General features: G+C 39.5%; 14 protein-coding genes. All 14 read left to right on the top strand.

Translation table 11 applies throughout. The annotated features are described in order from the left end of the window. Window positions 1-4 precede the first annotated feature (4 nt). Genes MKO06_RS00180 through MKO06_RS00115 form a run of 14 tightly spaced genes read left to right on the top strand, consistent with a single transcriptional unit; the run spans window position 5 to window position 16094 of the window. Window positions 5-796 (top strand): formyltransferase family protein, encoded by a 792-nt coding sequence (locus MKO06_RS00180; RefSeq protein ID WP_241550315.1) that lies wholly within the window; start codon window positions 5-7, stop codon window positions 794-796. 2 nt (window positions 797-798) lie between these two features. Beyond that, window positions 799-1482 (top strand): acylneuraminate cytidylyltransferase family protein, encoded by a 684-nt coding sequence (locus MKO06_RS00175; RefSeq protein ID WP_241550306.1) that lies wholly within the window; start codon window positions 799-801, stop codon window positions 1480-1482. Window positions 1483-1484: 2 nt separating this feature from the next. Further along, entirely contained in the window at window positions 1485-3197 is a 1713-nt protein-coding gene (gene asnB, locus MKO06_RS00170; protein ID WP_241550304.1) for an asparagine synthase (glutamine-hydrolyzing), read from the top strand. Between the two features lie 44 nt (window positions 3198-3241). Next, on the top strand, window positions 3242-4627 hold the full coding sequence (locus MKO06_RS00165; protein ID WP_241550302.1) for a UDP-glycosyltransferase: 1386 nt from the start codon (window positions 3242-3244) through the stop codon (window positions 4625-4627). Window positions 4628-4633: 6 nt separating this feature from the next. Continuing rightward, entirely contained in the window at window positions 4634-5785 is a 1152-nt protein-coding gene (locus MKO06_RS00160) for a glycosyltransferase family 4 protein (RefSeq protein ID WP_241550301.1), read from the top strand. Between the two features lie 11 nt (window positions 5786-5796). Beyond that, entirely contained in the window at window positions 5797-7338 is a 1542-nt protein-coding gene (locus tag MKO06_RS00155) for a glycosyltransferase family 2 protein (RefSeq protein WP_241550299.1), read from the top strand. Next, window positions 7335-8342 (top strand): glycosyltransferase family 2 protein, encoded by a 1008-nt coding sequence (locus MKO06_RS00150; RefSeq protein ID WP_241550298.1) that lies wholly within the window; start codon window positions 7335-7337, stop codon window positions 8340-8342. Before MKO06_RS00155 ends, MKO06_RS00150 begins: the two co-directional genes overlap by 4 nt. 2 nt (window positions 8343-8344) lie before the next feature. Then, the gene (locus MKO06_RS00145) at window positions 8345-9154 is read left to right on the top strand and encodes a class I SAM-dependent methyltransferase (RefSeq protein ID WP_241551039.1); all 810 of its coding nucleotides are present in this window, start codon (window positions 8345-8347) and stop codon (window positions 9152-9154) included. A gap of 7 nt (window positions 9155-9161) precedes the next feature. Beyond that, window positions 9162-10277 (top strand): glycosyltransferase family 4 protein, encoded by a 1116-nt coding sequence (locus tag MKO06_RS00140; protein ID WP_241550297.1) that lies wholly within the window; start codon window positions 9162-9164, stop codon window positions 10275-10277. Continuing rightward, window positions 10274-11326, top strand: a complete 1053-nt coding sequence (locus tag MKO06_RS00135) for a glycosyltransferase (protein WP_241550291.1) — start codon at window positions 10274-10276, stop codon at window positions 11324-11326. Before MKO06_RS00140 ends, MKO06_RS00135 begins: the two co-directional genes overlap by 4 nt. Before the next feature lie 38 nt (window positions 11327-11364). Continuing rightward, window positions 11365-12687 (top strand): O-antigen ligase family protein, encoded by a 1323-nt coding sequence (locus tag MKO06_RS00130; protein WP_241550290.1) that lies wholly within the window; start codon window positions 11365-11367, stop codon window positions 12685-12687. Next, on the top strand, window positions 12644-13657 hold the full coding sequence (locus MKO06_RS00125; RefSeq protein WP_241550289.1) for a glycosyltransferase family 4 protein: 1014 nt from the start codon (window positions 12644-12646) through the stop codon (window positions 13655-13657). The genes MKO06_RS00130 and MKO06_RS00125 overlap by 44 nt, the downstream gene beginning before the upstream one ends. Next, window positions 13654-14661 (top strand): glycosyltransferase family 4 protein, encoded by a 1008-nt coding sequence (locus MKO06_RS00120; RefSeq protein WP_241550288.1) that lies wholly within the window; start codon window positions 13654-13656, stop codon window positions 14659-14661. Before MKO06_RS00125 ends, MKO06_RS00120 begins: the two co-directional genes overlap by 4 nt. Before the next feature lie 38 nt (window positions 14662-14699). Continuing rightward, window positions 14700-16094 (top strand): sugar transferase, encoded by a 1395-nt coding sequence (locus MKO06_RS00115; RefSeq protein ID WP_241550287.1) that lies wholly within the window; start codon window positions 14700-14702, stop codon window positions 16092-16094. Window positions 16095-16402: the final 308 nt, after the last annotated feature.

Here is a 16402-nt window from a genome sequence, read left to right as displayed (position 1 = left end):
AGCTATGAAAACCGTTCTTTTAACCAGCACAAGTTACCGGCACCGTTATATAGGGAGATGTTTACAGAAGCATACTGATTTAAAACTGGTTGTAACCGAGGCAAAGTCATCCAGGATTTCTGAAACCAACTCCTTAACCGAAGAAGAAGCTTTATTTCAGAAGCAACATTTTCAGAATAGAGAGGAAGCTGAGATCGAATTTTTCGGGCAGGAAGAGTTGCCTTCTGAAATTCTTCAATTAAAATTGCCACATGGGGAGATCAATTCTGAATTGACTTTAGAAGTCTTAAAAGATATATCACCCGATTATATTCTGCTTTTTGGAACATCCATTATTCAAAAAAAACTTTTAGATACATTTCCAAATCAATTCATCAATCTTCATCTAGGGCTTTCCCCATGGTATAAAGGTTCAGCGACCAATCTTTTTCCTCTGATAGATGGAAGACCCGAATTCGTCGGTGCAACTTTTCATCTAGCAACCACAATGGTGGATGCCGGTGCCATTTTACATCAGTTTCGGCCTGAACTAAAAAAAGATATGGGACTACATGAGATAGGAAATGCCGTTATCGAACAGGCAGGCGAAATATTTCCGAAAGTTCTTGATAAATATAATACAGGAAAAATAATCCCGCAGAAACAAAAAGATTCAGGAATAATTTGTAGAATTAAAGATCTGAATATTGATAAGCTGAGAAAGGCTTATAAAAATTTTGAAAAAGGGATGCTCGTTGATTACTTAAATAATAAATCCTTGATTGATCGGGATTATCCAATAATATCAAATCTTTAAGGATGAAAATACTCGGACTGATCACAGCCAGGGGAGGAAGTAAGGGAATTCCCGGAAAGAATATAAAATTGCTGGGTGAGAAACCACTTATAGTCTATAGTATAGATGCTGCAAAAAAGTCTAAACTGCTTTCCAGATTAGTGGTTAGTTCAGATGATGAGTCAATCCTGGCTGTAGCCAGGGAGAATGCTGCGGAAGTACCATTTAAAAGACCTGCAGGATTAGCTGCTGATGATACACCAAGTCTTGAGGTCATTAAACACGCCCTTCAATTCTTCAAAGAAAAGAATGAAATTTTTGAGGCTGTATGTTTGCTCCAACCTACCACACCCTATAGAAGAGAAGGGCTAATCGATGAAGCCATCGCAAGAATGCAAATGGGAAATTATGACTCTGTTATAAGCGTACGAGAGATCCCTGCTGAATATAATCCACACTGGGCCTTTGAAGAACAAGGGGGGCAGCTAAAAATAGCTACAGGGGAAAGATATCCAATTCCCAGGCGACAGGAATTACCAAGGGCTTATCACCGCGATGGAGCGGTTTACGTAACCCGAACCGAAAGCATTTTTGAAAATTCTCTCCTTGGAGATAAGATCGGCTTTGTAGACACTACCATGGATCCGTACGTGAATATCGACACCCCTTCCGATTGGAAAAAGGCTGAAGAATTGCAAAGGTCCTGAATATGTGTGGAATCGCCGGAATCATAGGTGCTAGTCACTTTAAAGAAAACATGCAAAAAATGCTGGAAAGCATGGGACATCGAGGGCCCGATCATTCGGCAATTTACAAAAGCAAAAACTGTATTCTTGGTCATAACCGACTTTCAATAATCGATCTTTCAGAGGATGCTAACCAGCCTTTTATTGATCCAACCGGTAGATACCATCTGGTATTTAACGGTGAGATCTATAATTATAAAGAGCTAAGAGAAGAGATAGGAAATCGATATCAGTTCAGAACGAGCTCAGACACCGAGGTCCTGCTGGCTTCTTACATAATCTATGGAAAAGATTGCCTTGAAAAACTGAATGGAATGTTCGCTTTTGCTATCTGGGACCAGGATAAGAAAAAGGTATTTGCGGCAAGAGATCGTTTCGGAGTAAAACCATTTTATTATTCTCATAATCAAGGCTCTTTTATTTTCTGCAGCGAGATAAAGGCCATTCATACTATAGTTAATAAAGTAGTGAATGAAACTGCCTGGGCTAATTATTTTAGTTATGGGAGTTATGGAATGCCAGAGGAAACCTTTTATTCCAATATTTCGCAATTGCCCGGTGGATATTTCCTGGAATATCAGGAAGGAAGTTTGCAAAAATACTGCTGGTATAATTTTGAAAAGAGGATAAAAGACGGAGCTTCTGATTCTGGCTCAGAAGCAGAGATAAAAAATAATTACCTGAATCTGCTGGAGGATGCTATAAAATTAAGGTTCAGGGCCGATGTCCAGGTTGGCTTTAATCTAAGTGGGGGAGTGGATAGTTCGCTTTTACTTGCCCTGGTGAACCACCTCCACCCTAATCATAATATTCGTGCTTATACTTTCTATACTGGTGATGAAAGATATGATGAATTGCCCTGGGTAGAACAGATGATCGCAAATACCGGCAATCCATTGGAGATGGTTAGACTAAATTCAGCAGAAGTACCGCAGCTGGCAGAAATTATCAGTGATTACCAGGATGAGCCATTTGGTGGAATTCCCACGCTGGCCTATTCAAAGATATTCAGACAAGCCAGTGAGGATGGGATGAAGGTGCTTCTGGATGGTCAGGGGATGGATGAACAATGGGCTGGATATGACTATTATTCGAGTAATACTAACAACTTAATTCAGGGAGTTGGAAAGGAATCAGCTTTTAAACCGGAAGTTCTCAGCAGAGATTTTGGAGAATTAGGAAAGCAACCTCAATACCCGGAACCTTTTTCCTCAAGAGTTCAAAATCTACAATATCGGGATCTTTTTTATACTAAACTTCCAAGGACGCTGCGTTTTAACGACAGGGTTTCGATGGCTGCTTCTACCGAATTAAGAGAACCATTTTTGGATTACAGATTAGTAGAATTTGCATTCGGACTTCCCGAGAATATGAAGATCAGGGGAGGAGTTCATAAATTCCTTTTGCGGGAGATCGTAAAGGAATTTGTGCCTTTTGAGGTAGCCGAGGCACCTAAACGTCCTCTTCAAACTCCACAGCGGGAATGGTTAGGAAGCGAATTAGTTCCTTTTGTAGAGCAAAGTTTACAGGACCTAAAGGAATGCAGATATGCAATTTGGTTCGATTTTGATCTTATGGAAAGAGAATGGAAATCTTATAGGAAAAATGAAAAGGGTCATAGCTTTTTTCTGTGGCAATGGATCAATACTGCTCTTCTTTTAAAAAACTACCAATAACCCAATGGGTTTTCTATATTTGAATTCCCAATGAACCCATATTTTTGAAAAAGAAGAAAATTCTTGTCATTATTCCAGATGGCGTTAGCCTCAGGAATTTTTTATTTACCGATTTTCCTGATATAGCCAGGGAAGCCGGTCTGCAGATCGTTTACTGGAACGCCACTACTTATGATATTGCCGGGGAAGGTGAAAAAGAGATCAAACTTAAACCAAGGCCACGAGTCATAACCGATCTCTACAAGAGAGCTAAGATTCTGGCAGAACTCGATCACTTTAAAGACAGGTTTAGGGATCCTATTTATGAAAAGTATGAGTTCAGGAATTCTTCTAAAGGAATAAAAAATAAGATCAAGAATCTTATCGTTTCCTGGCTTCGCAGAATACATTCAGGAGAAAAAGGATTGGAGGTGTTAAGATCAAGGATAATTGGATCTGAGAGAAAATCTCAATATTACAAGGATTGCAGGGAAGTATTAAAAAATGAAGCACCAGACCTGGTATTCTGTGCAAACCAGCGACCGGTAAATGCCATCGCACCTGTTACAGCGGCGAAAGATTTAGGAATACCTACTGCCTGTTTTATCTTTTCCTGGGATAATTTACCGAAGGCTACCAAAGTAATCGATACGGATTTTTACTTCGTCTGGAGCAATTATATGAAAAATGAATTGCTTGAATATTACCCGTTTATTCAGGAACAACAGGTTAAAATAACCGGAACTCCTCAATTTGAAATACATTATAAAGAGGAAGTGATCATGTCACGGAAGGATTTTTTTAAGAAATACGGTTTGAATCCAGAGAAAGACTATTTATGTTTTTCAGGAGATGACATCACTACCTCACCACATGATGAAATTTTCTTAAAAGATGTTGCTGAAACCGTTCGAAAACTGAATCGAAATGGGGAAGAACTGGGAGTGATCTTCAGAAGATGCCCGGTAGATTTTTCGGAGAGATATGACACGGTGATCGAGGAATATAGCGATGTGATTAAGCCTGTTGATCCTGAATGGAGTGGAGGTGAAGGCAGCTGGGATCAGGTAATGCCTACCCGTGCCGATATGATCCTTCAAACCAATATTATCCAGCATAGTTTTATGGTGATCAATGTGGCTTCATCGATGGTGTTTGATTTTGCGACAAGAGATAAAGCCTGCGCCTATATTAATTATATTCCTGATATTCCTAATTTGAAAAAGGATGTTCGGGAAATTTATGAATATGTTCATTTTCGGTCAATGCCAGATAGAGGAGCGGTATACTGGATAAATGAAGTACAAGAAATTGAGGATGTGATTATGTTGGCTAAAAATAATACGTCTGATAGTGTTGAAATTACAAAACAATGGTACAAAATTATTAATGCATCAGATGGTAAAGCAAATAGCCAAATAACTCAAGAATTCCAACTAATCATAAAGTAATCATAGATGCATATCGCCTATTTAACTCCGGAATATCCGCATAAACTTAGTACAGCTTCGGGTGGATTGGGTACCAGCATTCGGAATATGGCTGAAGCCCTGGTGGAAAAAGGTGAAAAGGTAAGCGTTCTAATTTATGGTCAGGAAAGCGACCAGAATTTTTCTGAAAGTGGTATTCAATTCTACCATGTCAAACAGCGGGAATATCCATTTGGTGGCTGGTATTTTTATCGGAAACACCTCGAAAAAACAATCAACAAACTTATTGCCGAGAAGGGAATTGATATCCTGGAAACTCCTGACTGGACCGGAATTACGGCTTTTATGAAATTTTCCGTTCCACATGTGATCAGGTTGAACGGGAGTGACGGCTATTTTTGTGAATTGGAAAAAAGGCAGCAAAAATATAAAAATCGGCTTTTTGAAAGGAGCGCCCTTAAAAATGCAGATTCAATTGTTTCGGTTAGCGATTTTACGGGAAAAAAAACTATGGAGATCTTCGACCTTAAAAGGAAATATAAGGTGATTCCTAATAGTATACGAATTGATGATTTTCAAGCTTCAATAATTGAGCCGGTACCAGGTAGAATATTATATTTCGGCAGCTTAATAAGGAAGAAAGGCGTCCTGGAACTGGCAGAGATCTTTAATCGGGTGGTCAGGGACAATCCGGAAGTAAAGTTAATCCTGGCCGGAAGAGATGTGGTTGATATTTTTGAAAATATTTCAAGCCTGGAATTATTTAAAAATAAACTTAGTCAAAATGCAATAAAGCGATTTGAGTATATTGGATCTTTGGATTATTCGAAGGTTAGAGAAGAATTAGAAAAAGCAAGCCTTGTGGTTTTACCTAGTTTTGCCGAGGCATTGCCCATGACCTGGATAGAGGCTATGGCCATGGAAAAAGCCCTGGTCACTTCCAATATTGGATGGGCACCTGAGGTGATGATAGATGGGAAAACCGGTTATATGACAGATCCCAGGGATCACAAATTATACGCTTCAAGAATTCTGGATTTACTTGAGGATAGTGAGCTGTCAAAAAGGATGGGAAAAGCAGCCAGAGAACTGGTTGTAAGGAAGTTTTCAAGCAAGGTGGTTGCAGAGCGAAACATTGAGTTCTATCAGGAACTTATTGAAAAGAAAGATTTGAATTAATTCTGTCCCAGATGATCTATTTGATACACCAGGAAGGTAAAATTTTCGACAAAGTTTTTCGGGAAGGGAAAGAGTTGTCGATCAAATGCGATTCTCTTGTGGAAGCTTTCTGGGAACTTGCACAGAATTATCCGGAGGAAATACTGGTGTGGATCGAAAAAAGACAATTTGATAAGCTAAATAGAACTTACTTCAAAGAGCTCTTCGCCCATCATAATATCATGGTCTCTTTTGCTATCAGGACACGTTATTTTTCAGATGATATGGGTTATGTAGATCAACTGCCATTCATCAATCCTAAACCAAATGTAAAATATCCTACCTGGCTAATGAGTACAGACGTTGGCGGGATCTTTGGAAAAACAGCGATAAAGTTCCGACAGCTTTTAAGAGTTCAAAAGAGTTTTGGGTACCTGATAAATTCCATGGCTAAAATAGGACAGCAGAATTCTCTTTTCTGTTACTCCGATCCAGGACTGGTGAATCAGGAAAATAGTGAGAAACTCGAGTTTCAGGCGAGTAATGCTGAATTGTTCACTTTCGTTGGTCAGCATTATAAGAAAGAATGGTTATGGGTGTTGTCACACTGTTTGAAAAAGTACGAAAAGGAGATTTCCTTTAGGAATTTGATAGCGGGCTTAAGTGTAAAAAGCCTTTTTCAGAAAAATATCGACCTGGACGAGGTCGAGTTAAAAGATAAATTAGAAATCGATCAGGAAGATCTGGACGTAGTGATCCCATCATTAGGAAGAGCAAAACATGTTCACCAGGTTCTTAAGGACCTTAAGGAACAAACAATACCTCCTACAAACGTAATAATCGTTGAACAGAATCCGGATACCTCTGCAGAAACTGAACTGTATTTTATCAATAATGACTGGCCATTTAAGATCATTCATAAATTCATACATCAATCCGGAGCCTGCAATGCCAGGAATATTGCTTTAAAGGAAGTCAGCTCAAAATGGGTTTTTCTGGCAGACGATGATATCAGGCTTCCTGCAGATATCTTAGAGCGTTCGGTAGGAGAATTGCATAGGCTTCAGGTTGATGCTTTGAACCTGGCCTGTTTACAACCCGGTGAAGAGGTGGTATTCCGAAATATAAAACAATGGGGAGCCTTTGGTTCGGGTACGTCTATAGTCAGATCAAGCCTGGCCAGGCAATGTGCATTTGATGAAGTGCTGGAATTTGGGTTTGGGGAAGATCTTGATTTTGGATTACAATTAAGGGATAAAGGCTGTGATATTATATTCCATCCGGGGTTGAGGTTTACACATCTCAAAGCTGAACGTGGAGGATTCAGGTCAACCGGGATCAATGAATGGGAAACTAAAGATGTAGAACCTAAACCGTCTCCAACTATGATGTATCTGATAAAGAAGCATTATACGCCGGAAATGATCAGAGGCTATAAAGCTTCTTTATTCCTGAAATTTTACAGAAAACAGTCGGTTAGAAATCCTATAAAGTATTACAGGTTTATGCAGGAGCGATGGACAAGGAGCGAAGATTTGTGTGATGGTTTGCAAAAAAAAGATATTAGCGGATGAGAAGCGGAAATCTGCATACATTTAGTTTGATCGTATGTACTTATGAACGGTCTGATTCGCTTGAAAGATTGCTAAGGTCGGTTGAACAACAGAGCCTTTCTCCAAATGAGATAATTATTGTAGATGGTTCTAATGGATCGGACACCAAAGAAATGCTGGAAAACATGAAATTTTCTAATCTACAGTATTTCCAGGTTGAGGATAAAGATAGGGGGCTAACAAGACAACGAAATTTCGGAATAACAAAAAGTGGAAATGTAGATATAATTTGTTTCCTTGACGATGATATCGTACTCGAAAAAGATTATTTCAGAGAGCTAATAAAGACTTACACTGAAAAGCCGGATGCGATTGCTGTGGGAGGATGGATCAAAGATGAAACAGAATGGAAGAAGATTGGAGAGGATTATATTCCGAAAGCTGATGATTTTGTTATAGATGGGTATACGCGTAAACTTGGACAGCGAAATAATCTAAGAAAGCGTTTAGGTTTATTGTCTAACAGGCCACCGGGCTATATGCCCGAATTCTCACACGGATTGGCAATCAGTTTCCTGCCTCCATCGGGTAAAAGCTATAAAGCAGAATTCTTTATGGGAGGGGTTTCTTCTTATAAAAAGGAACTTTTTGAAAAAATAAAATTCTCTACGTATTTTGAAGGCTATAGCTTATATGAAGATATGGATTTTTGTCTGAGAGCTTCCAGGATCGGTCAATTGTACGTAAATACTGCCGCCCAGGTTCAGCATTTTCATGATGCTTCAGGCAGGCCAGATTATTTTAAATACGGGAGAATGATGATTCGAAATGGATATTATGTCTGGAAAGTGAAATATCCTAAAACAGGATTGAAGGCTATCCTAAAATGGAATCTTATAAACTTTCTTCTGATAGGTATCCGTATAAAAAATGCTATTTTAGACCACGAATCCGGGGCCTGGTTAGAAGTGAAAGGAAGGATTTCTGAATATTTTTACCTGGCCACCAGAAAATCCAAGGTTTGAAAGTGAAACCAAAGGCTCAGAACAAAACGGTGAATGAAAGGCAGGCAGAATTCTATAAGAATTTTCAGAAGAACCGTGCTACTAAAATCTGGTATGGCATTAGGAATTCACTATTTAGAGATTTGCGAAAAAAAATAGGAGCAGAAGCTCAAGTTTATGAACTCCATAAAAAATGGCTTGGAGACCTAAATGATAAAAAGGTACTTGATCTGGGTTGTTATGCAGGTAATTCCCTTTCATACTATCTAGCAGAAAATTCCAGAGAATATATAGGGATTGACCTGAGTGAACCTGCAATTAATTCACTAAAAAAGCGAATAAATAAATTTCCTGGTGCAGATGCGATAGCAATTGATTTTTTATCTGATAGTTTCAAAGAAAGGGAATTTGATGTTATTTATGCTTATGGCGTACTGCACCATTTTAAGGATACCGATGAATTAATTCAGAAATTAAAAAACAAACTGACTACAGATGGTGTGGTGATTAGCTATGATCCTATTCAAACCAGTTTACCATTAAAAATAGTAAGGACCCTGTACCGTCCTTTTCAAAGCGATAAGGACTGGGAGTGGCCTTTTACCAAGAAAGTGATTTTAAAATATCATTCTGAGTTTAAAGTTTTGGATAGGAGATCAATTTTCGGTAAGGCAAAATGGAGTTTTCTTTTGAACTTAATGCCAATCAATGAGGCTAAAAAGGTCGCTATTGGAAAAAAATGGCATAATGAAGACTGGGACATTTCCCAGAAATCTGATAAAAGAGTATTCAGAAGCATGCACTTAACGATGCTGATGCAAAATAAATCCTAGACTATTAATGAGGTTCACAATCTTTAGTCATGCTCCACATAAGGAATTCGAAGATAAAATTTATTCATATGGTCCTTATGTTCGGGAAATAAATTTATGGACCTCCAGTTTTGATGAAATTAGAATAGTGGCTCCCAGGCTAAAGGGGGGTGTTGCGCCTAATGAATATGCCTATGATCACCAGCATGCTAAACTGATCGCTATTCCTCAACTGTATTTCAAAAATATTCCCGAAAGTATCAAAAGTATATTCCGTGTTATTTTTATTATTCCGATGATTTTTATCGAAATGATTGGAACCCAGCATATTCATATTCGGTGTCCCGGAAATATCGGTTTGCTGGCATGTATAATACAGATATTCTTTCCCGGGAAGAAAAAAACGGTTAAGTATGCCGGAAACTGGGACCCTAGAAGTGAACAGCCCATGTCATACAGATTTCAGAAATGGATATTAAGGAATCGTTTTCTTACAAAGAATGCAAAAGTCTTAATTTACGGAGAATGGGAGGATATGAAAGATCGTAAGAACCTAATACCTTTTTATACGGCCAGCTTCAGTGAGTCTGATAAAATCGAGTTTTCCAAAAGCTTTCAGGGAGATTTTAGGTTCAGCTTCCTCGGAAGCCTTGTAAATGGAAAGAGACCAAACCTGGCTATTAAGATCATTGAGCAGATGAGGTCCAGAGGTCATCAGGTCTCCCTGGATATATTTGGCAACGGCCCCCTGGAAAGTGCTCTGGAAGAATATATTCGATCTAAAGCTCTTCAGGATGTTGTTCATTTAAGGGGAGTAAAAGATGTGGAAACGATAAAAAAAGAACTTCAGGACTCTCATTTCGTTATCCTCCCATCTAAAAGTGAAGGCTGGCCAAAAGCCCTGGCAGAGGGTATGTTTTTTGGCTGTATTCCTATTGCAACCCCGGTATCCTGTGTGCCCTGGATGCTTGGATATGGAAAACGTGGAATTTTGATAGATCCTGAGGTTAATGATGCGACTTCGAAAATTGAGGTATTTTTAAGCGACCCCGAAAAATTGAAAAAAATGTCTGAAAAATCAACCGAATGGGCTCGTAACTATACATTGGAGAAGTTTCATGAATCAATCAGGAAATTCTTATGAAAATTCTTCAACTGATAGACACTTTACATCCAGGAGGAGCAGAACGTTTAGCGGTGAATTATGCTAATATGTTAGCATCAGAGAGGATAACTTCCTATTTAATTAGCACTCGCCAGAAAGGCATTTTCAGGGAATTGTTATCTAAAGACGTGGAATATCATTTTATAAATAAAAAACATACACTGGATATCCTAGCTCTTCTGCGATTAAGGAAATTTATTTCTACCCATAATATTGAAGTTGTACAGGCTCACGGTACCTCCTGGTTTTTTCCCGCATTGTTAAAAAGACTGGGAATGGATTTCAAACTGGTCTGGCATGATCACTATGGTAATAGTGAATTTTTAGACCAGAGGGATAAAAACCTGCTTCGTTTCTTTTCTCAAAGTTTTGATGGGATCATTTGTGTGAACAGGCATCTAAAAGACTGGGCTAAAAAGGAGTTGCAATGTTCTAATATCGTTAAGCTGAAAAATTTTATTGATCTAGGAATTAAATCACAAATTCTCGCGGAATTTTCTAAAACAGAAATTCAACTGGTATGCCTGGCGAATCTGAGGGAGCAAAAAGATCATGACACCTTATTGGATGCCTGCGACAGGCTTTTGGGAAAATTGAGTTTTCGACTTCACCTAATTGGCAAAACCTTTTCCTCGGAATACTCAAGACGTATTGAGAAGGAAATCGAGAAAAGAGATTATATAGAATTTCACGGGGCAATGAAAGAGCCGCGGAAAGTTCTGGAGCGAATGCATATAGGAATTCTTTCTTCAAGATCGGAAGGATTACCTCTTGCAATACTGGAATATGGAGCATCAGGATTGGCAGTGGTTAGTACAGCCGTAGGAGAGATTCCGGAGGTTTTGGGTAGTCATGGGGAATTAGTAGAGCCTGCAAATCCAGTAGCCCTTGCAAGTTCAATACAATTAATGGCCAATGATTATAATTTAAGGCAGAAAAATGCTTCTGGATTTCAGGATAAAATATATTCAGAATACTCACAAAAGGCTATTTTTACCTCATACCTGGACTTTATTCGAAGCCTATGATAACTGCCGAAAGGATAAATAATCAATTCTATATCAAAATGCTGCTATTACATTTTGGTTTTGGTTTTGCAATCTATTTGTTTCCCGGTTTTTCAAAACTTATCCTGCTAGGTATTATGGCTGCCTTTTTATTTGTTATAATTGATAGAAAAAATAAGGGGAATGAAGCCTTGATGGCAGCTGCTTATATCGCTGGTGGTGAAGTTTTCTTTCGACAAACTGGGGCCCTTTTCTTTTATGAAACTGGCAAATATGCGGTTATAGTGTACCTGTTAATAGGTATGTTTTTTAAAGGAGCCAGTTCAAAAACAACTCCTTACTGGCTTTATCTTTTGATTCTTTTCCCCGGTGTGGTGGTGGCGTCTTATACTATTAGTTACGATGCGGAATTCAGGAAACTGATCGCCTTTAATATTACAGGGCCTGTGTGTTTAGGAGTTTCAGCTCTTTACTGTTATTATAAAAAGATCAAAAAGGAAGATTTTCAAAGGGTTTTACTTATGCTGCTTATGCCAATTGTAGCCCAGATGGTGTACCTCTATTTTTATACCCCAAGTATGGATGAGGTGCGTATTAGTCTATCCGGGAATTATGCGGCTACCGGAGGTTTTGGACCAAACCAGATTTCAACAGTATTCGGTTTAGGCTGCTTTCTTATTTGTACAAGATTATTCACCATTAGAAATCAGAAGGTTAATATGATTGATATTGGTTTATTAATGTTAATGGGTTACCGGGCCGTAATCACTTTTTCAAGAGGAGGTGTTTTGACGGCTATCATATGTATCATTTCTTTTCTAATATTTTTTTATTACAAACAGGATGCAAAAAGGATCGAAGGAACAAACTTTCGTATAATCGGAATGGTAAGCATTTTTGCATTAGTTTGGTTTTTTAGTTCCCTCGAAACGGGAGGTTTAATCGGTAATAGATATACCAACCGGAATGCGGCGGGTCAGCTTAAAGAAGATATTACTACTGGACGTGTGGAATTGATCGAAACCGAATTAACAGCCTTTTATAGAAATCCTGTTATAGGTATTGGAGTAGGAAAAGGTAGGGAATATAGAGAAGAAAATTTAGGAATTGAGATCAATACCCACAATGAAATAAGTCGTTTATTATCAGAACATGGGTTTCTGGGAATAGTTGCTCTATGTATTCTTATCTTTGTTCCATTGGTTTTCTGGTTTAAATTTCAAAATAATTTTTATTTCCTGGCCTTTGTAGCCTTCTGGTTTATGACCATTAACCACTCCGCAATGCGCATCGCGCTTCCGGCCTTTGTATATGGACTGGCGCTTTTATATATCGTAGATGAAAAAAAGAATACTGTACATAGGAAACGACTTGCGGGTTAATAGCTTTACCGCGACCTATATTTCCTTTTTCAGTAAGGCGTTAAGGAAGGAGGGTTACGAGGTAAAAACTGCTTCCACCAAAAGCAACAAAGCGCTCCGGCTGGCTGAGATGATCGGGATGATCCTTCGGTATAAGGAAACTACCGATATCGTTCTGATCGATACTTATGGGGCGACCAACTTCTACTATGCCTACCTGGTTGGGAAAGCCTGCCAGGCTTTAAAAATGGAATATATCCCCATTCTTCATGGGGGGAATCTTCCGGAAAGGCTGGAAGGATCCAAAAAGCTAAGTACTTCCCTTTTCGCCAATTCAAAAGTTAATATCGCACCTTCCAGGTTCCTGTATGACAGTTTCCAGACTTATGGCTTTAAGAATACAAAGATCATCCCCAATTCGATTAATACCGTCAATTATCCGTTTAAGGAAAGACAGGAGTTTCGACCCAAACTGCTTTGGGTAAGGAGGTTTCAGAAACGATATAACCCAATGATGGCGATCCAGGTTCTGCAGATCCTGAAAGCAAAATATCCTCAGGCCAGCCTTTGTATGGTAGGTCCCGAAAAGGATGGTAGCATGAATAGTTGTAAAAGCATTGCGAAAAAATTTGATCTTGACGTTCGATTTACCGGGAAACTGAAAAAGAAACATTGGTCACGCCTTGCCAATAATTATGATTTCTTTATCAATACCACCTCCATAGATAACACACCGATCAGTGTGATCGAGGCGATGAGTCTCGGGCTGGCCACGGTGAGCACCGATGTGGGTGGGATGCCCGATCTCATCGAAAATGAACATGATGGCATCCTTGTTCCCGAAGCCGATGAGCAGGCCATGGCCAAAGTCATTGTCGATTTGATCGAAAATCCGGAGAAAGCTCATGAGATCTGTCTGAATGCCCGGAATAAGGTGGATAGCTTTGACTGGACCCTGGTAAAAGAACAATGGAACAAGGTGCTTTCATGAAGAAGATCCTTTATATTGGAAATAAGCTTGAAAAACATGGTTATGCCCCTACCAGTGCAGATACGCTGCCTCCAAAACTGCAGGACCTGGGATTTCGTGTCGTGGCCATATCATCTATAAAAAATAAGCCCGCACGACTGGGGCATATGCTTTCTAAAGTTCTTACAAAAGGGCAGAATGTGGATGTAGTTCTTATAGATACCTATAGTACGATGAATTTCTGGTATGCAGTGGCCTGCGGATGGATATGTAAAAGAAATAAGATACCTTATATTTTCATTCTTCATGGTGGAAAGCTTGATGAACGATTCCGGAAATCCCCTGAATGGATCATCGAAATTTTCAGATCGGCCAGTGCGAATATAGCACCTTCCGGATTTTTGCTCCAAAAACTGAATCCTTTCTTCAGCAATTTAAAGCTCATTCCGAACTGGATCGAAATTGAAAAATATCCCTATCAACAAAGGTCTGAGTCCAGACCGAGTATTCTATGGCTAAGGGCTTTCGATCAGGTTTACAATCCATTGCTGGCTCTTGAGACTATAGAGTTATTACGGAAGACCAGGCCCGATGTAAAACTTATTATGGTGGGGCCTGATAAGGACGGGAGTTTAAACGAACTGAAAAAAATAGCTGAGCAAAAACAACTTCCGGTTCATTTTACCGGGAAATTATCTAAACAAGAATGGCTTGCTTTATCCCGGGACTGTGATATTTTTATCAATACCACCAATATAGATAATACCCCGGTTAGCCTGATCGAAGCCATGGCATTGGGATTACCGGTTATTTCTACCAATGTAGGCGGAATACCTTACCTGATCGATCATGAAGAAAACGGACTTCTGGTTCCGCCTGGCGATGCTCAGGAAATGGCTGCTGCCATTTGCCGACTTTTGAACGAGCCAGGACTGGCTGAAAGAATAAGTGAAAACGGTAGGACGAAAGTAAAAAACTTCGACTGGGAACAGGTTAAGGCGCTGTGGTTAGAATTGCTAGATTAAAAATTATATCTTTAGCCCTGCCGAAAATCTAGACTGCTATGTCTGAGAAACCCCTTATCCACTTTGAGATCTCGGAACGAAAACTGCTTCTGCGGCTTTTCGATATGCTTGCGGTTCTACTCACCCTTGCAGTTGTTGGCATCGTGTTTCAATTCGACTATTTCAAGATCAATCCCGATTACTGGACCTGGACCCTGGTATTCCTCCTTTATTTGAACCTTTTTGCCAGTGTGTTTGAACTCTACGACCTTCAAAAGGCCGACCGTTTTGATAGTGTGGTTAAGAACGTACTGCTTACCTCCAGCTTAACTGTATTATTTTATATCCTTACTCCCTTCTTTACCCCAAGTTTGCCCAATAATCGTTTGCAAATTTTGTTTTTCCTGCTATCCATTACCATCGCTTTGCTGGTATGGAGGTTTCTGTATATCAGTCTTATTTCATCCCCTCGATTCTATAAAAGGGTGGTGGTAGTGGGAGATTCCTTTGATATAAAATTGATCGCAGAAGCGCTTCAAAAGACCGATCCTAACTATGTGATAGTTGGTTATATCAACACCGATCATAAGTTCAGAGCCGATTTCGAGGCAGAGAAACTGATGCATTTCGAGGTTGAAGAGCTTCAGTCTGCTATCAGGAAATACCATATTCACGAGATCGTGGTGGCCAGCGCTTATCAGAAAGGCTTGATGCTTTCCCTTTACAACCAGTTGAGCGACTTGCTTAAACAGGGCTTTCCTATCAAGGATTATACCCAGGTTTATGAAGAGATCACCCGCCGGATCCCTGTTCAGAACGTGGATAAAGATTTTTACCGGTATTTCCCTTTTAGCAGGAGCAATCAAAATAAGTTCTACCAGCTGGTATTTCGGTTCTTTGATATTCTGGTTTCCCTGGTAGGGATTGTTCTTGGATCCTTGTTGATACCTTTCGTACTTCTCGGTAATTTTATGGGTAACCGTGGAAATCTGTTCTATAATCAGGACCGGGTTGGGAAACACGGGAAAGTTTTTAAGATCCTTAAACTACGAACGATGGTAAAGGATGCTGAAACTAACGGACCTCAATACGCACAGGTCAATGATTACCGGGTCACAAAATTCGGGAAGTTTCTTAGAAGATCCCGACTCGACGAAGTACCCCAGTTCTATAATGTGTTACGGGGAGATATGAGCCTTATAGGCCCAAGACCTGAACGTCCCGTTTTTGTAAAGGAACTTTCTGAACTGATTCCGTTTTACGAAACCCGGCATATCATCAAACCCGGACTTACAGGCTGGGCACAGGTGATGGCGAATTATGGGGATTGTCATGAGGATAGCCTTGAGAAACTTCAGTATGATCTATATTATATCAAACATCGCGGGATCTTCCTGGATCTCAGTATTCTGCTAAAAACCATGAGTACAGTGATCTTTTTTAGAGGACAGTGATCTCCGGTAAGCAGTATGCAGTTGCAGGAAGCAGTGGTGAATTGACAATTGACAAGGATCAATAAACAATAGTCAATAAACATTCAGCGATATATTGTTGTCATTTCGACCGAAAGGGAGAAATCTGGTTTAGCAATATCCTTTAGAGATCTCTCAGTCGGTCTTCCTTCCTCGAAATGACCTTGTCATCCTGAGCGCAGTCGAAGGATGCTTTTTAATAGGAAAAAGGTATTGAAAGTAAAAATTAAGAAGTTGCCTTCCTAAGAAATTTCTCAGTCGGCTTTTAGCTTCCTTTGAGATTGATAATT

It is taken from the genome of Christiangramia oceanisediminis, from assembly GCF_022570735.2.
In the GTDB taxonomy this organism is placed as follows: domain Bacteria; phylum Bacteroidota; class Bacteroidia; order Flavobacteriales; family Flavobacteriaceae; genus Christiangramia; species Christiangramia oceanisediminis.
Note: the sequence above shows the minus strand (reverse complement) of the source record. Positions and strands in the feature narration are given on the sequence as shown.